Origin of the sequence: Algoriphagus sp. CAU 1675 (genome assembly GCF_029222925.1) — a bacterium.
GTDB lineage: Bacteria > Bacteroidota > Bacteroidia > Cytophagales > Cyclobacteriaceae > Algoriphagus.
The window spans coordinates 560808-582610 of sequence record NZ_JARHUI010000003.1 but is presented as its reverse complement, the minus strand read 5'-3'; the positions used below and the strand labels follow the sequence as shown (position 1 = coordinate 582610).

Annotated in this window: 19 protein-coding genes and 1 tRNA gene; 10 read left to right on the top strand and 10 right to left on the bottom strand. The window is 40.4% G+C overall.

Annotated features, from left to right (window positions below):
• Nucleotides 1-3: 3 nt before the first annotated feature.
• Both P2G54_RS09700 and P2G54_RS09695 read left to right on the top strand, forming a co-directional pair.
• The gene (locus tag P2G54_RS09700; protein ID WP_275870564.1) at nucleotides 4-678 is read left to right on the top strand and encodes an ABC transporter ATP-binding protein; all 675 of its coding nucleotides are present in this window, start codon (nucleotides 4-6) and stop codon (nucleotides 676-678) included.
• On the top strand, nucleotides 665-2005 hold the full coding sequence (locus P2G54_RS09695; RefSeq protein WP_275870562.1) for a TolC family protein: 1341 nt from the start codon (nucleotides 665-667) through the stop codon (nucleotides 2003-2005). The genes P2G54_RS09700 and P2G54_RS09695 overlap by 14 nt, the downstream gene beginning before the upstream one ends.
• Nucleotides 2006-2067: 62 nt before the next feature.
• On the opposite strand, the gene P2G54_RS09690 is transcribed toward P2G54_RS09695, so the two are convergent.
• Nucleotides 2068-2652, bottom strand: a complete 585-nt coding sequence (locus P2G54_RS09690; protein ID WP_275870560.1) for a DUF4136 domain-containing protein — start codon at nucleotides 2650-2652, stop codon at nucleotides 2068-2070.
• A gap of 285 nt (nucleotides 2653-2937) precedes the next feature.
• Here P2G54_RS09690 and P2G54_RS09685 point away from each other — a divergent pair, with 285 nt between their 5' ends.
• A complete protein-coding gene (locus P2G54_RS09685; RefSeq protein ID WP_275870558.1) occupies nucleotides 2938-3519 on the top strand; it encodes a uracil-DNA glycosylase family protein in 582 nt (193 codons plus the stop codon).
• Here the strand turns inward: P2G54_RS09685 and P2G54_RS09680 are convergent.
• Nucleotides 3507-4418 (bottom strand): cation diffusion facilitator family transporter, encoded by a 912-nt coding sequence (locus P2G54_RS09680; protein ID WP_275870556.1) that lies wholly within the window; start codon nucleotides 4416-4418, stop codon nucleotides 3507-3509. The two genes, P2G54_RS09685 and P2G54_RS09680, sit on opposite strands and share 13 nt — an antisense overlap.
• Nucleotides 4419-4570: 152 nt before the next feature.
• A tRNA-Ile gene (locus P2G54_RS09675) sits at nucleotides 4571-4644 on the bottom strand.
• A gap of 101 nt (nucleotides 4645-4745) precedes the next feature.
• Between P2G54_RS09675 and P2G54_RS09670 the strand changes: the two genes are divergently transcribed.
• Both P2G54_RS09670 and P2G54_RS09665 read left to right on the top strand, forming a co-directional pair.
• Nucleotides 4746-5375, top strand: a complete 630-nt coding sequence (locus tag P2G54_RS09670; RefSeq protein ID WP_275870554.1) for an HAD family phosphatase — start codon at nucleotides 4746-4748, stop codon at nucleotides 5373-5375.
• Entirely contained in the window at nucleotides 5368-6477 is a 1110-nt protein-coding gene (locus tag P2G54_RS09665; RefSeq protein WP_275870553.1) for a site-2 protease family protein, read from the top strand. Before P2G54_RS09670 ends, P2G54_RS09665 begins: the two co-directional genes overlap by 8 nt.
• Before the next feature lie 26 nt (nucleotides 6478-6503).
• On the opposite strand, the gene P2G54_RS09660 is transcribed toward P2G54_RS09665, so the two are convergent.
• From P2G54_RS09660 to P2G54_RS09635, 6 genes are all read right to left on the bottom strand, one after another.
• Nucleotides 6504-6800 carry a rhodanese-like domain-containing protein gene (locus tag P2G54_RS09660; RefSeq protein ID WP_275870551.1) on the bottom strand — a complete coding sequence of 99 codons (297 nt, stop codon included), beginning with the start codon at nucleotides 6798-6800 and terminating at the stop codon, nucleotides 6504-6506.
• A gap of 2 nt (nucleotides 6801-6802) precedes the next feature.
• A complete protein-coding gene (locus tag P2G54_RS09655; protein WP_275870549.1) occupies nucleotides 6803-8443 on the bottom strand; it encodes a T9SS type A sorting domain-containing protein in 1641 nt (546 codons plus the stop codon).
• A gap of 201 nt (nucleotides 8444-8644) precedes the next feature.
• Nucleotides 8645-9409 carry a PASTA domain-containing protein gene (locus P2G54_RS09650; RefSeq protein ID WP_275870548.1) on the bottom strand — a complete coding sequence of 255 codons (765 nt, stop codon included), beginning with the start codon at nucleotides 9407-9409 and terminating at the stop codon, nucleotides 8645-8647.
• 122 nt (nucleotides 9410-9531) lie between these two features.
• Nucleotides 9532-12612: a choice-of-anchor J domain-containing protein gene (locus P2G54_RS09645; RefSeq protein WP_275870546.1), complete on the bottom strand. Its 3081-nt coding sequence runs from the start codon at nucleotides 12610-12612 to the stop codon at nucleotides 9532-9534.
• A gap of 11 nt (nucleotides 12613-12623) precedes the next feature.
• Nucleotides 12624-12872: a NifU family protein gene (locus P2G54_RS09640; protein WP_275870544.1), complete on the bottom strand. Its 249-nt coding sequence runs from the start codon at nucleotides 12870-12872 to the stop codon at nucleotides 12624-12626.
• A 4-nt stretch (nucleotides 12873-12876) separates the two neighbouring features.
• Nucleotides 12877-13971, bottom strand: coding sequence for an Mrp/NBP35 family ATP-binding protein (locus P2G54_RS09635; protein WP_275870542.1), 1095 nt, complete (start codon nucleotides 13969-13971; stop codon nucleotides 12877-12879).
• Nucleotides 13972-14130: 159 nt separating this feature from the next.
• Here P2G54_RS09635 and dnaG point away from each other — a divergent pair, with 159 nt between their 5' ends.
• From dnaG to P2G54_RS09610, 5 genes are all read left to right on the top strand, one after another.
• Nucleotides 14131-16068 (top strand): DNA primase, encoded by a 1938-nt coding sequence (dnaG, locus tag P2G54_RS09630; RefSeq protein ID WP_275870541.1) that lies wholly within the window; start codon nucleotides 14131-14133, stop codon nucleotides 16066-16068.
• 84 nt (nucleotides 16069-16152) lie between these two features.
• Nucleotides 16153-17364: a bifunctional 3,4-dihydroxy-2-butanone-4-phosphate synthase/GTP cyclohydrolase II gene (locus tag P2G54_RS09625; RefSeq protein ID WP_275870539.1), complete on the top strand. Its 1212-nt coding sequence runs from the start codon at nucleotides 16153-16155 to the stop codon at nucleotides 17362-17364.
• Between the two features lie 70 nt (nucleotides 17365-17434).
• Nucleotides 17435-18082 carry a hypothetical protein gene (locus P2G54_RS09620; RefSeq protein WP_275870538.1) on the top strand — a complete coding sequence of 216 codons (648 nt, stop codon included), beginning with the start codon at nucleotides 17435-17437 and terminating at the stop codon, nucleotides 18080-18082.
• Entirely contained in the window at nucleotides 18082-18864 is a 783-nt protein-coding gene (gene surE / locus P2G54_RS09615) for a 5'/3'-nucleotidase SurE (RefSeq protein WP_275870537.1), read from the top strand. Before P2G54_RS09620 ends, surE begins: the two co-directional genes overlap by 1 nt.
• 104 nt (nucleotides 18865-18968) lie before the next feature.
• Nucleotides 18969-20936 (top strand): tetratricopeptide repeat protein, encoded by a 1968-nt coding sequence (locus tag P2G54_RS09610; protein ID WP_275870536.1) that lies wholly within the window; start codon nucleotides 18969-18971, stop codon nucleotides 20934-20936.
• On the opposite strand, the gene P2G54_RS09605 is transcribed toward P2G54_RS09610, so the two are convergent.
• Nucleotides 20916-21776 (bottom strand): ABC transporter substrate-binding protein, encoded by an 861-nt coding sequence (locus tag P2G54_RS09605; protein WP_275870535.1) that lies wholly within the window; start codon nucleotides 21774-21776, stop codon nucleotides 20916-20918. The two genes, P2G54_RS09610 and P2G54_RS09605, sit on opposite strands and share 21 nt — an antisense overlap.
• Nucleotides 21777-21803: the final 27 nt, after the last annotated feature.

Genomic DNA, 21803 nt, shown 5'->3' with positions numbered 1-21803 from the left:
GCAATGATTCAGTTAAATGAAATTGACAAATTTATAGAATCCCGTTTTCAGCGGGTTTTTATCCTGAAGGGGATCAATTTAACCATCTCTGAAGGTGAATTCATCACCTTAATGGGACCTAGTGGTGCCGGAAAATCTACTTTACTGAATATCCTCGGACTACTGGATTCAGATTATGAGGGCAGTTATTTATATGGAACCCAAAACATCAGGAAAATGCGCGATAAGGATCTATCCAAGCTTCATAAAAGCGAGTTTGGGTATATTTTTCAAGCTTATCACCTGATTGATGAGTTGACGGTCTATGAAAATATAGAGACTCCTTTGCTTTATAGAAATGTTTCCTCAGCCGAGCGGAAAAGTATTATAGCTGATTTATTGGATAGGTTTAACATGGTCGCAAAAAAAGACCTGTTTCCTGCCCAACTTTCTGGAGGACAACAACAGTTGGTTGGAATTGCCAGAGCAATAGCTGGGAGGCCAAGGGTTTTGTTGGCGGATGAGCCGACAGGTAATTTACATTCTGCTCAGGCTAAAGAAATCATGGAAGTCTTTCAGGAATTACATAAAGAAGGAACTACTATCATTCAGGCCACTCATGCCCGGGAAAATGCCGACTATGGTACTAGGTTGATTAATTTATTGGATGGAAGAATTGAAAGAGATGAAATTATATAAATTGTTAATAATCATTAGTGTAAATGCTTTTTTGGGGAATTCGATTTATGCCCAGGAAACTCTGATGTTGAATTTTGGTGAAGCTGTTGAGTTGGGACTGAAAGCCAATTTGGACTACCAGATCCAGCAGAATAATATTGAGATTCTGAAGAAAACCAAACAAGTAGCGGTTTTGTCTCATTTGCCTTCTGTAGGAATTAATTCCAACCTTGCCCGACAGACCGGACAGCAGTTCCAACAGATAGAAGGGGAGATCGTAGTGACCAACGTGACCAATGAAATTGTTTCAGGTGGTTTGAGTCTCAACATGCCGGTTTTTAATGCTGGAAAAAGAATATTGGATACCCAATCAGCAAAAATGGCATTTGAGGCAGGTGAAAATGGGTTGGAAAGAGCGAGACAACAAGTGGTTTTTGATGTGGCTCAGCGATATCTTCAGGTCTTACTGGATCAGGAGCTTTTGCGCATAGCCAGTGAAAACCTGGAAAACCAAATGCAGCAATTGGCCCAAATTGAAGGCTTTGTGGATGCAGGGTTAAGAACTGTATCCGATTTGTACAACCAAAGATCAGAAGTAGCCAGAGTTCAATCTGTAAAGGTTGACGCTCAACTTCAGTTGGAAAATGACCTATGGAGTCTTTCAGAATATTTGCAGCTGGATCCTCAAGTGGTTCCTCAATTGGAAGCGGTTGATCTAGGTGGTTCCGAGCAATTGTTTAAAGAAACGCCATTGGGGGAACTTTATGATTTAGCTGTTTCGAATAGAAAAGACCTGAAGCAACAAGAGCTTTTAGTCAATTCCACGAAAAAGAACATGCAGGGAATGAAAGCCATGTATTTCCCCAGAGTTAATGCCTTTTACAATTACAGTACCTTTTTTACTTCCTTGGACAATAGAAGCTTTAGTGAGCAGTTGTTTCAAATTTACCCACAGAATACAGTTGGTCTGACTCTAACTATTCCTATTTTTTCCAATTTCCAGAGTCGTTTGAACTATAGTAGGGCCAAAGTTGCCTATCAAAATCAACAGCTGCAGGAAAAGGCGTTGGATAGGAAAGTATATCAGGAGGTAAGGCTTGCCTGGCAAAATTATCAGGCTGCAGTTCAAAAGGCGGAGAATACCGGTATTCAGGTATTAGCTGCCCAAGAGGCTAAAAATTCAGTCCAGGAACGTTTCCGTTTGGGTTTATCTAATTTTGTGGATCTATCTACCGCAAATCAGCAATTGGTGAGTGCACAGGCGGATCAAGCTCAGGCAGTGTATAGACTGTATTTCCAAGAAGTATTGATGAAGTTTGCGCTAGGTACATTGGAAGTAGATGGATAGATATTGGAACTTTAAAAACAAAAAAATCCGGACTAGCCCGGATTTTTTTGTTTTAGTTGGCTTTATTCTAAAAACCGATTGACCACCTTGAATTCATTCATAACTCTGTAGGCTGCACGGGTTATTTCGGACTGTATATTGGGAGAATCTAAGTCAAATTTAGCAGCTGTATATCCCTGCCAAATGGTATTATCACGTTTAGAGTCGATCACAAAGATGACCAACATCCCGTTATTTTCTTTGTATTTGACTTGGTTGTAGGTTTCATCTTTTTCAAGATCTTCTATGGGTTTAGGCTCATCTTCTAGGGTTTCAACGCCTCTTCTTTTCAGCCAATAATCAAACTCAGGTTGCACATATCCTCTGTATCGAATGGAATCCATAAAAACCTTGTAACTGACCAATAAATCTGGTTTTGCCTTGTTCTCCCGGAAGCCTTGGGAGCCCAATCTTGCACCTATTGTTGCGTTCAATACAGGTGAGATAAGACTGGTGTCTTTTTCAGTTGGCTCTACAAATGCAAAGGTTTTATACCGCTTGAAAGCACCCTGGTAATTGTAATCATACTCGGTGATGTAGTCTCTTTGAGTAAAACATCCAGTGAGTATAAACAATTGAAGCAAAAGAAAAGTAGTTGTGTTTTTCATAGGATACTAGGATAAATTATGAAGAACGTGACTGGAGAACTTGTCTATTTGAAACCTAGAACAATATCAATTGTTTTATCATCCTGATTTTCAATGGACTTTCTATCAATTTACCAAATACCTCTAAATTCTCTGTTTGTGGATCAGCCTGATTTTATCATGTTTGGATTAGAAAAAAGGTTGATGAGTTTTTAAAAATGATTTGATGAACTCTCAATATTGAGCTGAAATACGGTTAGCTGAACTTCAATGTTGATAATTTTGTATTCAGGGTAATCGATGAATATGCAACATTCAGAAAATTTGCTCAAGGCAGTTCGGGATTGTAGGCTGTGCGAAAAGCATCTGCCTTTGGGCCCCAGACCGGTTTTATCCATCAGTCCAAAAAGTAAAATTTTGGTCATTGGGCAGGCTCCTGGGACTAAGGTTCATGCAACTGGAATTCCTTGGAATGATCCCAGCGGAGAGGAGTTGAGACGCTGGTTGGATGTGGATCGAGAGACTTTCTATGATCCGGAGGTATTCGGCATTATGCCTATGGGATTTTGTTATCCAGGGCGGGGAAAAAGCGGGGATTTGCCACCCAGATCGGAATGCGCATCTACATGGCACGAAGTTTTGCGCCAAACGATGCCAGAGGTCAAACTTACTCTTTTGATTGGTTCTTATGCCCAGACACATTATTTGGAAAAAAATAAAAAAAGGACCTTAACTGAAACAGTAAAATCCTTTGCAACTTATTTGCCCGAGTTTTTTCCATTAGTCCATCCTTCTCCGAGAAACAGACTCTGGCAGAGGAGAAATCCCTGGTTTGAAGAGGAACTTGTTCCCGAGTTGCGAAAGGTGGTTTTGGATTATTTGTCCTGATGGTGATGATGGCTTTCCTCCATCATGCTGCAAGGTTCATTTTCAAGTTCCCATTCCACTGTATAATGGCTGAAAGGGTAGGTCTTTAAAATGGATTTGACTTCTTCTTTTGCATTTCTAAGCTCCTCTAAGGTATGGATGTTTTGCATACGAATATGAGCAGTAAACACGTGGTTGGAGCCTTCAAGTGACCATAAATGGGTGTGATGCATGGATTCTACATGGGGAAGTGCACAGATTTTTGCTTTCAACTCTTCCAGTGAAATATTTTCGGGTACAGCCTGCAAAAAGATATATGTCGTTTCTCTGAGGTTTTTGAATACATTCCAAAGGATGAAAATTGAAATTGCCAAAGACAATGCAGGATCCAGCCAAGGAACTTCATAAAAGTACATGACAATTCCGGCAATAAATACTGCAGCCCACCCCAGCACATCCTCTATCAAATGCCAACTGATTACTTTTTCGTTTTGGGAATTTCCACGACTTACCTTCCAAGCTGCATAGGCATTGATTGTAATTCCAAGGATTGCAAAACCTATCATTCCGGGGGCATTGCTTGGTTCCGGGTTGGCAAATCGTTGTATGGCTTCAGAAATAATAAAAATTGATCCACCAATCAATAGTAAGGAATTGATCAGAGCACCTAAAAGAGAAAATCTTCCGTAGCCAAATGAAAAGCTTGCATTTGCTTCCTGTTTTGATTTTCTGTCCAGAAACCAGGCCAATCCTAAGGAAATGGAATCACCTAAATCATGGATGGCATCCGAAAGAATGGCGATGGAATTCACCCAAATTCCGCCGAATATCTCCAGTATCGTAAATGCCAGATTTAGGAAGAAGGCCGTCTTTAAGCCCTTTTCAGACGAATGATGGTGGTGGTTATGGTGATGAGCCATTTTGGAAAATAGGAAAATCTTAGGCTCAAATTACGAAAAGACTGACATCCATGGTTAGGAAGTGAAAAGGAATCTGACCCTGTCCGCTAAAAAAATCAAGTTTGATGGTTTTCTTTAAAAAAATAAGCCATCCATAAATATGGATGGCTCTGTGGGCCCACCTGGGCTCGAACCAGGGACCCCCTGATTATGAGTCAGATGCTCTAACCGGCTGAGCTATAGGCCCGGGGGGTAAAACTTCGATCTTTATCCTCTAATGACTTTAAATCTTGGTTTTGGGAGTGCAATGTTACATATTTGAAGGCATATTCACAACCAATCTTTCGGATGAAAAAATCACCAGATGTTGACTTTTTAATTTTTGACCTTGGAAACGTAATCGTAGATATTGATTATCAGCGGGCTTTGGATTTAATCAAAGCGGAGCTACCACTTCATATTCATGAAAAAGTTGATAAATTTTATCTGACGGACTTTCATTTGGCCTACGAAAAAGGACTTATTGATTCCAATACATTTCGATCTGAGGTGAATCAATATTTTGAACAGGATTGGGAAGATGAAAAAGTGGATCAACTCTGGAATAACCTTCTTGGAAAAATTCCAGCAGAGCGTTTGGACTTGGTAAAGAAACTAAGGAACTTTTATCAAGTTGGTGTATTGAGCAATACCAACCTCGTCCATATTCACGGAGTAAATGAAATTCTACAGAGAGATCATGGAATTAAAAATTTTGACCCCATTTTTGATTGGGTGTTCTTTAGCCATGAGATGGGTTTGGCCAAACCCCAGCCTGAGATTTATGAAAAAATGCTTTCTGATTTAAAGACCACTCCTGACCGGGTGATGTTTTTTGATGACTTGGAAGCCAATGTGAGGGGAGCGGAATCGGTTGGGATTCAGGCTGTGCATGTCACTGGCCCAGAGGTTATTTTTGATTATTTAAAGCATGTATAGTAAGAAAGAATATCTTCGTCACGGACTCTTTTTGCTACTGACCATTCTCGCTACTACTTTGGCAGGTGGGGAGTGGGTTTACGGAAAATCTATAATGGTGAGTGGGGAGGATGCTTTAACTTGGGAATACTTCCTGAAATCCCTGGCATTTTCTGTTCCGTTTATAGGAATTCTGTTCATCCATGAGATGGGGCATTTGTTTACCTCCATCCACCATAAGGTCAAGTGCTCCTTACCATTCTTTATCCCGGCCTGGTTGGGTTTTATCGGGGCTCCTTCTATTGGGACTTTTGGTGCTATTATCCGAATGAAGGGATTCGTAAATTCCAGAAAGAAATTTTTTGACATCGGAGTAGCGGGACCATTGGCCGGTTTTGTCATTGCCTTAGGGGTATTGTCCTACGGGTTTACTCACCTTCCTGAATCAGATTATATTTATAGCATTCATCCCGAATATGCTGATCCTGATTTTCAAGGATATGGGGAGGAAGTGCTCAATTTTGAGTTGGGGGAGAACCTTCTTTTTTGGATGATGAGCAAGACTTTGGCTGATCCTGAACGTATGCCGGACATGTCTGAATTGATTCATTATCCTTTTTTATTTGCGGGGTATCTGGCTTTGTTTTTTACAGCCTTGAACCTGCTTCCTATAGGGCAATTGGATGGTGGCCATGTCATCTTCGGACTTTTTCCCAAGCATCATAGAATGATTTCCCAGGTCGGGTTTACAGCTTTTCTTGGTTATGCAGGGTTGGGAATGATCAGTCCCTATGCCCCCTATAATGAATTGGTGTTCAGGATACCCCTTTATATTTTCTTTTTATACATCTGTTACCATCGATCTGGACTTTCTTCCCAAACTAAATGGACCTTGGTCTTGTCCCTGGCTGCTGCTCAGTATGCTTTGATTTATTTGAAACCTGAATTGGAAGGGTATCAGGGTTGGTTATTTTTTGGCTTTTTATTGGGAAGAGTCATGGGGATCAATCATCCCGAAGTATCAGGCCTGAGACCTCTCAATACCTCCAGAAAAGTGATCGGCTGGATAGCCATAGTGGTATTTTTCCTATGTTTCTCTCCTAGGCCTTTTATTTTTACTTAAAAAGAGAAAAACTCCCGAAGGAGTTTTTATAATGCTCTGTAAGCCAAGATTCCACCGAGAACGTTTCGTACTTTGGAAAAACCTCTCGATTCCAAAAATTTCTTGGCATTTCCACTTCTGGCTCCGCTTCTACAATGAATGATGATTTCTTCGTTTTTGAAATCTTCAAGCTCATCCAGTCGATGGGGAAGGTCTCCCAGTGGAATGTTTTTAGCCCCGAGGTTATCATCTTCATATTCCCATTCTTCCCGGACATCTAGGAAAACAAATTTGTCTTTCTTTTCCAGTCTTTCTTTTAGCTCTGCTACGTTGATATCTTCCATTTTTATCTTACTAAAACTCTGATTGAATCGGGGCCATCTTTCCCAATAAGGTTGATCACATAAATCCCCGGTTTATGTCCGATAAAGTTAATGATTTCTCCATTGGGTCTCTCCTCTCTTTCTGGGAAAATCTCACGCCCAAAAGAATCAAATACCCGAAGGTTTTGGTAGGTTCCAATAACATTTAAAACTGATTCTACCGGATTGGGAAATATTCTCAAATTTTCTCCAGGAAGGGATGATTCCTCATAGGGGGCGGTAAGGCTCACATGGGGACGTATCATCAGGGAACCTTCAACTTCCTCATTTTGAGCCCAGGCACCAACTACATTATAGAAAATTTTGTCTCCTTTGTTTGTTGTTTTGTCCAAGCCCACATGAATAAAATCATCGGTAAACTGAGCAAAACCTATGTAAAAATCCCCGGTTACCTGGATGTTCTCCTCCAAAGGATAGTAAATAAAATCCTCAGGAGAGTCCTTAACAGGAATTAAATCCTCCCTTCGGAAAATCGGCTCTTCATCCAAGTCATTCCAAACCAAAATATCAATTGCCTGGTTGGCTTGGAGTGGATTGGTGAAATTGATAGAAATCCCTTTGAGGTAAATTGGGTCCTGGGTAGTATACTTAACTGCCAGATAACCGGATTTTTGATTAATGCCTGCAGCATAGTCAGCAGATCCGTTGTCGTAGGCAAAAAAGTCCTTGAGAGGGAAATAGGTTTTTACAGTGTCATTGATTCGAAAGTCCACACTTTCATAAAACACCGTGTCAAGTCCATTTAACTCGTAATAATACTTGTCGCCTGAAGTCAGGAATGTTGTGATTTCAAGTGTGGTTTCTGTATTGCCCTCTGGAATATCTTCAAATATCCTGCTTTCAAAATCCCTTCTTTCAAGAATATTCGGGACAGGATTGAATGGGGTGTTCAAGTTGACAGCATACACACTTTCGGATAAAGTATCTCGCATGGTTATGGTGTATTCCATTGCACGGAACCTGTCCTGAAGATTCAAAAACTGGTTGGAAATTCTACTTAAATTGACTGGAGTACTATGAGCCCATAGTTCAAAAGGATAAGCTCCAAATTCTCCAATTCTAAAATAATTGGGTTTCGTCAAACTTCTGTCCAAATAACTTGTGCTTCCCTCTGATCTGTTTTTCCCGAGAAAAACATAGTCCAAAAGCCAACTGTCAAATGGGCCAGACTGTCTTCCTTGGTTAAAAAAACGGAACCGGAAACCAGAATGCTGAAATTCTTCGGTAACCTGAATCATTTCCTGTTTAAAAACCGTCGGATCCAGCTCTGAACCACCTTTTTGCTCCCAAATGCTAATCCAAAGATTATCGGAATTCAAAAATTGGAGTACCAGCTTATCGTTTTCATCCGGTAATTCAGCCTTGCCTCCTCCTTGCCAGAAAAAACTCAGATAAACCGTCTCTTTCTCCGAATTCGGAAGTGCACTGAAATCAAATGTACCTGAAGTAAGGAAATCCGCCTCTCCCTGATCCCGGATAGCTCTAGAGTAGGGGGTTCCGTTTTCATCGACTCCATTGAATAGGATTGCCCCTAATGAAGGCGTTTCTATGCCTATGGTTTCTGAATAAGAAGCCCCTTCATTTTCCCATATTTGAGTATCCAAACCATTGGAAAAATCGTCCCAAAAAGGAATAGGAAGTAAACTTTGAATTCTGTACTTCGTACTCAGATTCTTTTGTTTCTTTACTGTATTATTAGGTAAAGGGCTGAACTCTACAAATTGAGCCCTTAGGGAATTTGACCAAAAAATGGAGGTCAATAAACAGGAAAAAAATATGTAGAAGCTTTTTCTCATTTTTTGCTTTTATAAGTTCGGATCTTTTGATATCCAAAGATCAATCAATTCTCCGGTTTTTACCTGCATTTCAGCTGGTGGAGATTGTCTGAAAACGATTCCTACCGCTACGGTGTCATTTTCGACAAAACTTTTCTGGCCCACACGTAATCCGGATCCCAAGATCAAAAATTCGGCGTCAATTTCATCCATTCCAACGAAATTTGGTACAGTAAGGATTTGATTTCCAAGACCATCACCGACAACAAGATCAATTTTAGCACCTTTTGGAATCTCAAAACCCTCAGGAACATCCACACCTCTGTATTTTTGCTCCAATACCACATTAATTCCGATATCTGGAACGTAGATAATGTCGCCTCTTTCAAGTCCCATATTTGACAGGATTTCCTGTACATTTTTAAGTGGAGTGTTGACCAGATTTGGCATTTTTAGCATGGGAGCATTTCTGGCATTCAAAGTCAAATAGATTTTCCGGCCAGTTTTTACTTGTTCGTTGGGGGCTGGTATCTGCTTTAAAATAGCCAAAGGTTTTTCATCTGTGCTAAATCCGGAATCTGGGGAAACTCTGAATTCCAGTCCAGACCGATCCAAAATAGAAACTGCATCTTCAAAAGAGTATCCAGAAAGATCAGGTACGGATACGGTTTCTCCATGTTTGGTTTGCATGGGAAGGTAAATTTTCAAAAACAAAAAGCCCAATAATCCGGATACTAAAAGGATGATTAGGATATTGATCAATACTTTCTTGAGGGAATCGGTAAATGAACTCATTGAAGATTTTTTGCGACGGTTAAAGATAAGCGGGAAATCCAAACCCTACAAAATGGATTTCTGAACACTTGGCTTGGAAAGGCAAAAAATAAGCCGAAGAATTTATCCTCGGCTTATTTAAGTTATTTTATGTATAGTTTTTTCGTTTCCCTTAGACTTTCACTGGTGATTTTTAAGATGTGTAATCCTTTCGGGAAAAGCTCAGTACTAAATGTATAAGTTTGATTGAGTGTTCGTGGGTATTCCACCTCATGAACTATTGCTCCGGTTGAGGATACTATTTGAATGGTAACTGTTTCGTATTGAGCCAAATTGAATGCCAGATTGAAATAATCAATTGCTGGGTTTGGATATAAAACCGACATACCTTCAGTAGGGATTACCGGTGATGGATTTGCATTGAGGAACAATTCCAGGTTGTCAATGTAAACCGGGGAATCTGATTCCATTCCACCATCTAAAACGATGGCAATACGAACAGTTGTTTTTCCACTTCCTGCAAAATCTGTAAGATTTATATAGTTTCTCACATAATCCCCAGAAGAATTTGGATTGGCAGCTCCTGCGGAAACCGTGGATAGGGCAGTTCCTGCAGCTTCCCAAACCACTTCGTAATTTTCTCCACCATCTTCGCTGGCCAAGACTTGTAGACGAGTTGTCGGACTGACTTCTCCAGCTGCCAAGTCAAAGAACAAACTAGCCTGTCTGCTTACAGACAAGTCAAACAGGGGGCTGCCTAACCAATAACTTTGGCCTGATTGGATATTTGCCAAACGAGCAACATTGTTCGGGCCTGTACCTGAACTCACCGAGAATATCTCCCATGAGCTGAGATTACTTTCATGGTTGATTGAAATCCAAGGACTGAGGGTACTGGAATTGTTGAAATTCTGTCTCCAAGGAACCTGAATTGTTTCAAGGTCCTCCACAGTATATCGGGTCAAACTGCTTTCGTTTCCTCCGTTTTGATCGAAATTGGGGTAAATTGTACCCATTTCAATTTTATTCAACCCAGTGAGGGTACTATTTCCTCCTCCAAGAACAAATGTTTCACCTGGTTCAACTGTCGATCCACTTGCCAAATAGGCCTGAGAACCTCCCTTATTGATCACTTTAGTGAAGACAAACTGACTAACAGGAAGGTTACCTGTATTGGTTATTTGAACTTCCTCACTTTCGTATTTTCCGTCTGAGATTGGGGTGGGAATTAATAGTTTATCTAGCGTCAATTCATATTTAAACTCCTCGTTTTGAAGAATGTGAATATTCTTTAGGTAAATATTATTTCCGTAGGAATTTAGATTGATAAAGGCGATTCTGACCTGACCCAAATCGGCAAATGGACTTAAGTTCACCAATTCAGTTCTGAATTCACCGTTTGAAGCCGGAATATATTCCTCTAAAGTTGGACTCGATGTTTCCAGAAATTGCCCTGATTTATTGTAAGTGGCATTAACTAGGTCGAAAGTATTTCCACAATCTTGGGAAACAGCAACAATCAATGCGTCTTGGAATCCACTTTGGTCATAAGGACCGTGAGCTACCTCAAATACAAGCTGGGCATTTGGGTTTTCAGCAAGGTTGATTACCGGCGAAACAAAATAATCCATAGCTCCAGGAGCCTCATATTCATAGTTTCTGATGTAGATCAAGTCCTGTGCTTCTCCTGAAATGGTCAGGTTGATTGGTTCCCAAGTAAACTGCTCATCTGGATTTTCAATGCTCCAACTTCCTGGGATATTCCCAAGATCAACATTAAGCGGGAGGTTAACAGCTGTTTGGAATAATGGGCTGATTGAAGCTTGGTCATTTTCAGGGTTTTGATCCTGTTGACCATTTACTTGGTCAATTGAAAATTCAATAAGGTTTTGGCTAAGTGCTAAATCAAAACTTGTGAAAGTAACCTCGGTTTTTTCACCAGTGGCAAGGTTGAAAGTAACCTGCTTGTTTTCCAAGAGTTGACTGTTTCTTCGGATTTGGATCCTTGCGGAGGTAAGGGTATTCTTTCCGGCATTCAATACTTCTATTGAAGGCGTTATTGTGGGATCACAAACAAAGGCTCCGGGCTCTATGATTTTTGTGATAGCCAAATCCAGATCTGGTAGGGTAGGTTCTTGTGTAGCTCGGTTATTGACCAATGTAACTCTACGCGGACTGTTAGCGAGAACTACATCAAATCGTTCCACCTGACCCAATGTGAACAGGTTCATACAGGCATCTGGCGTATAATCCATGAAATTTTGGATCATGTCATTGGAACCACAACTGAATCTCGAAGGATTACTGTTGCAGATATTGTTGGAAGCATCCTGTTCGGGAGTGTCGGCGACATAATCGTCAATACCGCAACCTCCATCTCCCCAAATATGTCTCAAACCAAAATAATGTCCCACTTCATGAGTAGCTGTTCTTCCGAGGGATGCGCTCACGGCACTTCCTCCGGTTCCGAAAAATCTATAATCTACAGTTACTCCGTCTGTAATTGCCGAGGCAGCAGGGAAATTTAGACCTGGTAAGTTAGAAATTGGGAAAGAAGCATAGCCGATATAAGGCTGTTCCAAAGGAACCACCCAAAGATTCATGTATTCATCAGGATTCCACTGGGAAATTTGCCCGATTAGAGTAGCATCTTCCGGGTTATAAGTGTTTTTTGGTCCCTGAAGCCGGACAATACCAGATGTTGGAAGTCCGTTTGGGTCCTGTTTGGCCAGAACAAATTCTATGTTGGAGTCAGCCGCTACAGGTAAAAACTCGGCTGGAGTTTTATTTGCATCAGGGTTTAATCTTCTAAAGTCTTCATTTAAAATCCTAATCTGAGCCTCAATTTGTGAAAGGGGAATGTTTGCTCCAACTCCTACTGAAGTTCCTGTATGAATGACATGGACTACAACGGGTATTAACCGTGGCCCAGCCTGCGTTTTTGCTAGTATTTCGGGCTGATTTCTTCTAGCCTCAATTTTTGTATTAATCCAATCTTCAAAAAATCCTTTGCTTCCAAAATACCCCATTTCCTTTTCCAGAAAATTTTCCAAAATCTGGTGTCCACATTTTTCATGGTGGGCATGGTCAGTTTTTTGGGAAATGCTGGAGTAATTTTGAAAGGGACTTGTGGTGAAATCCTGAGAAAAAGAAGGTTTAAAGGCAAAAATAGCTCCCAAAAGGAGCATTAGAGCTTTGGATAAAAAAACAGTATTTTTTTTCATTAAATTAAATTCTAAGCCATAGTAAGATTGATGGCTTCTACCCTAGTGATTTCAGGGATGGCTCTTTTGATAGCGTCCTCTACACCGGCTTTTAAAGTCATTGAAGACATTGGGCAAGATCCACAAGAGCCTAACATTTCGATTTTTAGTACGCGGTCCTCAGTCAATTCTACGATTCGAACGTTTCCTCCATCAGCCTCCAAATAGGGTCTGATAGTATCCAATGCGAATTCAATTTGTTCTCTCAATTCAGCTTGCATTTCTTTATGCTTTAATTTCTACAATTTCGGTTTTCTCTGTGGATGCATTTCTAATGGCCACTTGTCTGGCCACTGTTTCTGCTAATTCCATATAGGCACTTTTTGTCAATCCATTTTTCAGTACAGCAGGATAACCTGTGTCACCGCTTTCCCTGATACTCTGAATAATTGGAACTTCACCAAGGAAAGGGACTTGATATTTTTCAGCCAATTTTTTACCCCCTTCTTTTCCAAATAGATAGTATTTGTTGTCTGGAAGTTCTTCAGGTGTAAAGTAAGCCATATTTTCAATAACACCTAAAACGGGAACATTAATTTGTGGCTGTCTAAACATGGAAAGACCTTTGTTGGCATCTGCCAAAGCCACTTTTTGGGGAGTAGTCACAATAACCGCACCCGTTACCGGTACTGTTTGTACCATGGTAAGATGAATATCAGAGGTTCCCGGAGGAAGGTCTATCAAAAGGTAATCCAATTCACCCCAATCTACATCGGAAATGAATTGCCTTAAAGCTGAACTAGCCATAGGCCCTCTCCAGACTACCGCTGAATCAGTTGGAGTCAAGAAGCCTATTGACATTAGTTTTACCCCGTATTGAGACACCGGGATTATTACATTTTTATCTCCTACTTTCTTTACAGCTGGCTGTTCACCTTCCACATTAAACATGGTGGGTACAGATGGACCTGAAATATCGGCATCAATTAGTCCAACCTTAGCACCCAGTTCAGCCAGTGCCACAGCGAGGTTCACAGAGGTAGTGGATTTTCCCACTCCACCTTTACCGGAGGCAATAGCGATGATATTTTTTACTTCAGGAAGAATAGGAGTGGCGTCACGAACTGTAGTCACTTGTGAAGTCATGTCTATATCCCAGGTAATTCCCTGACCAAAATCCTCCTCTAGGGCTTCTAGTACATTGTTTTTGATTACCTCTTTCAAGGGACATGCAGGAGTGGTTAATACTACTTTGAAACTGACCGAATCTCCCTCTATGTTTATATTTTGGATCATTCCAAGACTCACCAAGTCCCTTTTTAAATCAGGATCCTGAACTCTTGATAAGGTTTTTAGTATTGCCTCTTTGGTAACTGACATGTAAGAAATTTCAAATTTTTCGCAATTTAGAGCATATATCGCGGTTTGAGAAACCGGAGGGCTTTAAAGATGGTTTAAAAACTGTGTTAAGGTGCAAATAGTTCTTCGATACGTCGTCTAATTCCTCTCTAATCTTAACTTTGCCTCGATTAAATCCTTATGAGCGTCAGTAAAATCACCACAGATAAAGTAAAAGAAAGAATGGACATTGAAGAGATTGTCTCTGACTATGTGCCACTCAAAAAAAAAGGGCAGAACCTTTGGGCCTGCTGTCCATTTCATGGTGAAAAGACGCCTTCATTTTCAATTTCTCCTGCCAAGCAGATTTACAAATGCTTTGGTTGTGGAAAAGCAGGGGATCCTATCCAGTTTATTATGGATATTGAAGGGATTGGTTTTCAGGAAGCAATCCGACATTTGGCGGGAAAGTACGGAATAGAGGTTGAAGAGGATGAAACCAGGACTCCGGAGCAAGAGCAAGCCCAAAGTGAGCGAGAAAGTCTTTTGATTGCCTTGGGATTTGCCAGGGATTTTTTTGTCAAAAATTTACAAACTGAAGAGGGGAGATCCATTGGATTGAGCTATTTCAAGGAGAGGGGCTTTAATCCTTCAATCATAGAAAAATTTGATCTGGGATATGCTCTGGAAGGATGGGATAATTTGCTGAAAGCTGCTAAAGCTGCAGGTTTTCAAGAGGATATTTTGTTGAAAGCAGGTTTGGTATTGCAAAAGGAAGGAGACCCCCAAAGACTCTATGACCGATTTAGGGGAAGGGTTATTTTTCCTATTCATAATATTAGCGGAAAACCCATTGGTTTTGGTGCCAGGATACTGACCAAGGACAAAAACCAACCCAAGTATATCAATTCCCCGGAGACTGCGGTTTATCATAAAAGTGATGTGCTCTATGGCATGTTCCAAGCCAAAAAAGCAATTCGTGATAAGGATAATTGCTATTTAGTAGAAGGATATACTGACGTGATCTCCATGCATTTGTCAGGGATAGAGAATGTCGTTGCATCTTCCGGAACTTCTTTGACAGAAGGTCAGATTAAACTGATCAAGCGTTTTACAGACCAGGTCACCGTTCTCTATGACGGAGATGCGGCAGGGATCAAGGCCTCTTTGAGGGGAATAGACTTACTTCTTGAAGGTGGACTTAATGTGAAAGCTGTGGTTTTTCCGGAAGGAGAAGATCCGGATAGCTATTCCAGAAAAGTTGGTTCCCAGGCTTTTCAAGATTACCTCAATCAAAACAGCAAAGATTTTATAGGCTTCAAAATCGGACTTTATAAGGATGATATTGCTCATGACCCCATTCGTAAAGCCGAGCTTATAAAAGAGGTAGTTCAAAGTATAGGAAAGATCCCGGATCCTATCATCCGATCAGTTTATGCCAAAGAAGCATCAGGCTTGCTGGAAATAGAGGAAGAAATCATTCATGCCGAGCTGAATAAATCCCTTCTGAAGGTTCAGAAGGATTCCTATTTCAAGGAAAAGGAGAATGCTGAAGCCGAAGCAGCTCTTGAAGAATTACTTCCTGTTGAGAAAGAAACCTCTTTTTCTGAGATTCTTAGACTGCAGGAGCGGGAAATGATCCGACTATTGGTCAATTATGGCTGGAAAAAACTGGATGAACAGGAAATCCACCTTTGCCAATACTTACTTTCGGAAACAGAGGAACTACAGTTTGACACTCCCATTTATGCGAGGATACTCGATTTATATCGGGCAAGACTTTCCCAAAATGAAATCCCGGGCTCTGACTTTTTTCTTTCAGTCAATGATCAGGAAGTGAAAAAGGAAATCATTGATTTGATCACTCCACGTCATGAGGTTTCCACACATTGGACTGAAAAGCATCAGATTATTATTTCTTCTGAAACTGATGATTTGACCCTTACTGGGTTTAAGACCATCCTTCGACTCAAACGAAAATTTGTGCAGAAGATGATGGAAGAAGCAAAGTTGAAAATCAAGAATGCCGAGTTAGAAAAATTGGACGACGAACAAGTCATTGAGCTTCAGGAAATTTATTTTGCCTTGAAAAAAGTACAGGTAGAAATCGATAAGGAACTCGGCATTGTGATTGGTTAAAACCAAACTTTCTTCGGTCTCTTCCTGTTTTAGAATGGAAAGCATGTAAATTTGCCTTTCCAAATTAATTCAAACCCAAATCTTGTGGCTAAACATCAGTTAGATCCCATTGAGGACGCAATAGAAGCAATAAAGAACGGAGAAGTTATCATCGTAGTAGATGATGAGGACCGTGAAAATGAAGGGGATTTTATTTGTGCTGCCGAAAAGGTAACTCCAGAAATCATCAATTTCATGGCTACTCATGGACGTGGATTGATCTGTGCTCCTTTGATTGAGGACCGCTGTGATCAATTAGGCCTAGAATTGATGGTCGGACAAAATACTGCTGCCTACGAAACTCCATTTACTGTTTCGGTTGACTTGATCGGTCATGGTTGTACAACCGGTATATCCGCTTCAGACCGAGCGAAAACAATCAAAGCCCTAATTGACGATACCATTCATCCTTCCGAACTTGGAAAACCCGGGCATATTTTTCCTTTGAAAGCCAAAAGAGGGGGAGTACTTCGAAGAGCAGGTCATACAGAAGCCGCCATAGACTTTGCCCGTTTGGCGGGATTGGCACCAGCAGGTGTTTTGGTGGAAATCATGAATGAAGACGGCACCATGGCCCGACTTCCAGATTTGTTTGAGGTTGCGAAAAGATTTAACCTGAAGTTAGTTTCCATAAAGGATCTGATTGCATACAGACTTAAAAATGAATCTTTGATCAAGCGTGAAATCGGTGTGGAATTGCCTACTGCTTGGGGTAATTTTGATCTCATCGCTTTTAGACAAATCAATACCAACGAGCTTCATTTGGCCTTGATTAAGGGTACCTGGGAAAAGGACGAGCCTGTTTTGGTTCGAGTGCATTCTTCTTGTATGACTGGGGATATTTTCGGCAGTTGCAGATGTGATTGTGGTCCTCAGTTGCATGCGGCCATGAAAATGGTCGAAAAAGAAGGCAAAGGCGTTGTATTATACATGAACCAGGAAGGTAGGGGAATAGGATTAATCAATAAACTTAAAGCCTACAAACTTCAGGAGCAGGGTATGGATACTGTCCAGGCTAATCTCGCTCTGGGTTTGCCAATGGATAGTAGGGATTATGGAGTTGGTGCCCAGATATTGAGAGATTTGGGAGTGTGCAAGATTAGATTGATCTCCAATAACCCTCAAAAAAGGGTAGGATTGATCGGATATGGGTTGGAAATTGTAGAACAGGTTCCGATAGAAATCTCTCCGAACCCCCACAACGAAAAATACCTTAAAACAAAGCGGGATAAAATGGGGCACAACATCCTGAAATAAGTTCAATTTAGGTATTTGAATTGGGAAACTAAATAGGACTTAAACCGTAAAACCAAGCATGTTAGTTACCATGAAAAAAGCAGCTCTTACCGTTTCATTGCTCTTTTGGGGAATCATTTACGTGCTTGCCCAAAATCAGTTTCCGTCTCAAATTTGGCATAAGGGAACCATATTTGGAACGGAGGGACAGACTTATTCTGGACTTGTCAAATATGATTTGGACAACAACCTAGTCCAATTGCAAACTGACCGGATTTCAACTTTCACGGCATCCAATGTTACCTCTTTTGAGATTTTGGATGAGACTTATGGAGGTATCAGAAAGTTTTATAGTTTGCCCTATTCGTTGAATGGGGACTACGAAACTCCTATATTTTTTGAAATCTTGACTCAAGGCGATGATATTGCGCTTCTTTGTAGGGAATATATTGCCACCGATTCCAGAAATATGGGGCCTTATAATAGCATGATGGGGATGGGGATGAATCCTTTTTGGGGACCGCAAACTATGGTTGGGTATAGACTGGCATTCAATTACTATTTTTTCAAAAACAACCAGATACAGCGCTATAGTTTGAAGAAGAAAGATCTTTTTAATTTATTGTCAGGCCATGAAGAAGAGATAAACCTGTTCATGAGAAAAAACAGGTTGGAGCACGACAAACGTGGAGATTTGCTTCGGATAACGGCTTATTACAACGAATTGAATAAAAACTAATGTCAAGACCATTAATTCTCGTCTCCAATGACGATGGGATTACCTCCAAAGGTATTCGAGTTCTTGTTTCTATAATGAAAAATCTTGGTGATGTGGTGGTTGTAGCTCCCGACAGCCCTCAGTCAGGGATGGGGCATGCTATCACCATTGGAGAAACCTTGAGGCTCTATGATGAGGATATTTTTGAAGGTGTTTTGGCCTTTAAATCCAGTGGAACTCCCGCCGATTGTGTGAAATTGGCAAAACACTATGTGTTGAAAGACAGAACTCCGGATTTGGTCGTTAGTGGAATTAACCATGGTTCAAATACGTCAATTTCCGTATTGTATTCCGGTACCATGTCAGCGGCAATTGAGGGAGCATTGGAAGGCTATCCATCAATCGGTTTTAGTCTTTGTGATTATTCCTCAAAAGCTGAATTTTCTCATGTGGAAAGTTGGGTCGAAAGAATAGCAGGTCAAGTCCTGGAAAATGGGATTCCCAAAGGGATTGCCCTAAATGTGAACTTTCCTCCAAAAAGAAACGAAGCGATTAAAGGCGTGAAAGTTTGCCGCCAAGCGGATGCAAAATGGCAGGAAGAGTTTTCCGAACGCTATGACCCAACAGGAAGAAAATACTTCTGGATGGCTGGGAATTTTGTCAATTTTGACCAGGGAGAGGATAATGATGAGTGGGCTATTGCCAATAATTTTGTTTCCATTGTTCCTTGTAAATACGATTTGACAGCCCATCATGCTATTTCCCAAATGAATAAAGAATGGGACTGGGAAAAGCTTAAATAAATTTTTAAGTAGAAATATGAATATTCCAATAAATAGTCATAACACTGTTTAGTTTCACGGAAAAAAATCTATATGTTTATAGTTCTATAGGTAAACCCGAATCTGTGAAGCCAATTAGATTTTCTCTTCTAACTCTTTCATTTTTTCTTTTTGTTCTTGTTACGGCATTTGCCCAAGGACCTAATTTGGATAGTCTCACTGAGAAATTGGAAAAGTCAGTGGGGGAAGAGCGGGTAAGAATCCTAAATATTCTTGCAACCAATATTCGGGAGACACAGCAAGATCTTGCTTTTCAATATTCCATCGAAGCTGAGAAATTATCACAAGAACTTGGTTTGATTTCCCAAGAAGCCAAGGCAAAAGAGAATATTGGTTGGATATATTACCGGAAAGGTCAATGGAGAAAAACTTTTGATTACTCAGAGGATGCCTATGAACTGGCGATGAGGGCCGATGACCAAACTGCAGCTGCAAGGGTATTGAACAATATGGGAGCGCTCTATTACGAGCAGCAAAATTTCCCAAAGGCCATTGAGCAATTTAAAATGGCATATGAAATCAGTTCAAAATCTGGTGATATAGCCACTCAGATCAGGAGCTTGAATAATGTTGCGTTTAATTTTACCCAAATGGGAGAACTTGATTCTGCCCTTTATTATGCCAATGCAGCAATTCATGTGAATGTAAGTGAAGGCTCTCCTTATTTGACCTCTTTTTCCAATAGAGTGATTGGAGATGTTTTTTTTGCAAAAGGAGAACTTGAATCAGCAGCGGATATTTATGAACAGTCCTTGGAGATGGCTCGTGTTCAAAATCTTACCACTTTTAAAGCCAGTGTATTGCATCGGCTTGGGAATACTTACCGCCTGCTTGGTGAATTGGATAAAGCCGAAACTGTTCTAAATGAGGGAATTGAACTTTCGAAATCCCACCATTTATTGGACGAACTCTCCAAAAGCCATAAGTATTTGGCATTGGTCTACGAAATGAGGGGAAATATTCCAAAAGCCTATGAACATCAAAGTGAATATTTGGCCATCAGTGATTCTTTGATTACGCAGTCCAATAGAGACAGAATTGCCCTGATGCAGGGAATGTTCCAAGAGAACCTTCAAAAATCGGAGGTAGAACTTTTAATGGCACAAAATGAAAACCAGGCCAACCGATTGAAGTTTATAAAAAGGATTGTTTGGGTGGTCAGCATAGCTGCTATTTTGATTTTGGCTTTGGTGATATGGCTCGGCAGATTGTATCGAAACATCAAAAAAATCAATAGGGATTTGATTGATCAAAAACAGATGATCAATGATCAAAATCTTGATTTGGAAGCGAAATCGCAAGAACTTGAATCCATCAATCAGACCAAGAACAAACTTTTTTCAATAATCGGCCATGATTTGATGGGGCCTGTTGGGCAGGTCAAGGCCATCATAGACTTGGTTCTTGCTGGACATTTACAAAAGGAAGAGTTTCAGCAAATTTTGAGTGATCTGAAAAAGGATATTGATTCGGTTTACTTAACATTGAATAATACTTTAAAATGGTCTCTAACTCAAATGGAGGGCTTTAAGGTGAATTCTTCAGAGATAGATTTCCGAGAAATCGTTGATGACACCATTAGACTTTTGGATCATCAGTTTAAGGCTAAGGAAATCAGTCTGGATTTTCAAATGCCTTCTAAAGAAGAGATTTTTGCAGATAAGGATTTGATTGAAGTTGTGGTTAGGAATATCATTAGTAATGCGGTCAAATTTTCGAGAAGAGGTGGAGAAGTCCAAATAGTATCCAATTGGAATCAAAATTCTTTAAGCTGGAGTGTAGTTGATTCAGGTACGGGAATGTCCCAAGAGCAAATAGACCAAATTTTAAAAGGGGAATATGCCATAACCAGTTCCCAACTAGGAACTAATAAAGAAAAAGGATCAGGATTGGGCTTGCAGGTATGTAAAGAATTTGTCTCTCTGTTGGGAGGAGAATTGACTATAGAGAGCAAGTTGGGTTTAGGAACAAAAGTCTCCGTACAAATCCCATTGAAAGTCTTGGAGCCTGAATTAAAGCCCACCGAGGCTTAGGAAATCCTGTGGATTCAGGTTTTTCTTCAAAATTCCCAGTTCAAGCATTCTGTTTATGGAGTTTTTCAATACTTCAAGATTGATTTCCGAATTGGTTGCCCATTTTGTTTGGCCCAGCCAAGATTCTACATCTTCCTGTTCCAATTGATAGTTTTCCGCAATTGATTTTGTGGTTTCTGGACTGGATTGAAGCCTTTTGGATTCTTGATAAACTAAGTCCCGAAGATCGTATATAAGGGTTGCATACTCCTGAATCGCCTTAGAAGTTGCAATTATTCCAAAGCATGGCCAAGGGCTTGGAATCTCGCCGATACGCTTCATGTCTCCGGAATCTACGTAGGGTTTTGTTGTGTATTTTTCCCATAGAAACATTTCGGCCTTTCCGTTTTCCATTTCCTTTAAAGCACCTTGAAGATTTGATACTATTTTGAAATTTAGCTGATTTTCCGGCCAGCCCTCTCTTTGAGCTAAAACATAGCCCATTAAATTGGATCCTGAACCCGGGCGGCTGATTAAAAAATCATAGGAATGAAGGTCATGAAGGTTGGTTACCTTACTTTTTCCTGAAATGTGGATTCCCCATATCAAAGGCGATAAAACATGAAATCCTATTAGTTTGGAAGGGTTACCTGCTTCGAAATCCTGGAGGAAGCTTTCTGTCAAGACAATGGCCAAGTCAGTTTCATTTTCCCTTAAGGCTTTATTCATTTGACCAGAACCACGTGATTCGTCTATCCATATCAGTTCGATTCCATTTTCCAGAAAGGGTTGCCTAGCTACTACATTTTTCCAAGGGAAATTAAAATGTTCAGGTACTCCGGTTATTCGTAGTTTCTTCATGGGGTCTGCTTTGGCACAAAAGTAAAA

What these genes read in the sequence shown, in the direction of transcription:
- P2G54_RS09700 (WP_275870564.1), top strand. Translation starts at nt 4, where the DNA reads ATGATTCAGTTAAATGAAATTGACAAATTTATAGAATCCCGTTTTCAG.
- P2G54_RS09695 (WP_275870562.1), top strand. Translation starts at nt 665, where the DNA reads ATGAAATTATATAAATTGTTAATAATCATTAGTGTAAATGCTTTTTTG.
- P2G54_RS09690 (WP_275870560.1), bottom strand. Translation starts at nt 2,652, where the DNA reads ATGAAAAACACAACTACTTTTCTTTTGCTTCAATTGTTTATACTCACT.
- P2G54_RS09685 (WP_275870558.1), top strand. Translation starts at nt 2,938, where the DNA reads ATGCAACATTCAGAAAATTTGCTCAAGGCAGTTCGGGATTGTAGGCTG.
- P2G54_RS09680 (WP_275870556.1), bottom strand. Translation starts at nt 4,418, where the DNA reads ATGGCTCATCACCATAACCACCACCATCATTCGTCTGAAAAGGGCTTA.
- P2G54_RS09670 (WP_275870554.1), top strand. Translation starts at nt 4,746, where the DNA reads ATGAAAAAATCACCAGATGTTGACTTTTTAATTTTTGACCTTGGAAAC.
- P2G54_RS09665 (WP_275870553.1), top strand. Translation starts at nt 5,368, where the DNA reads ATGTATAGTAAGAAAGAATATCTTCGTCACGGACTCTTTTTGCTACTG.
- P2G54_RS09660 (WP_275870551.1), bottom strand. Translation starts at nt 6,800, where the DNA reads ATGGAAGATATCAACGTAGCAGAGCTAAAAGAAAGACTGGAAAAGAAA.
- P2G54_RS09650 (WP_275870548.1), bottom strand. Translation starts at nt 9,409, where the DNA reads ATGAGTTCATTTACCGATTCCCTCAAGAAAGTATTGATCAATATCCTA.
- P2G54_RS09645 (WP_275870546.1), bottom strand. Translation starts at nt 12,612, where the DNA reads ATGAAAAAAAATACTGTTTTTTTATCCAAAGCTCTAATGCTCCTTTTG.
- P2G54_RS09640 (WP_275870544.1), bottom strand. Translation starts at nt 12,872, where the DNA reads ATGCAAGCTGAATTGAGAGAACAAATTGAATTCGCATTGGATACTATC.
- P2G54_RS09635 (WP_275870542.1), bottom strand. Translation starts at nt 13,971, where the DNA reads ATGTCAGTTACCAAAGAGGCAATACTAAAAACCTTATCAAGAGTTCAG.
- dnaG (WP_275870541.1), top strand. Translation starts at nt 14,131, where the DNA reads ATGAGCGTCAGTAAAATCACCACAGATAAAGTAAAAGAAAGAATGGAC.
- P2G54_RS09620 (WP_275870538.1), top strand. Translation starts at nt 17,435, where the DNA reads ATGAAAAAAGCAGCTCTTACCGTTTCATTGCTCTTTTGGGGAATCATT.
- surE (WP_275870537.1), top strand. Translation starts at nt 18,082, where the DNA reads ATGTCAAGACCATTAATTCTCGTCTCCAATGACGATGGGATTACCTCC.
- P2G54_RS09605 (WP_275870535.1), bottom strand. Translation starts at nt 21,776, where the DNA reads ATGAAGAAACTACGAATAACCGGAGTACCTGAACATTTTAATTTCCCT.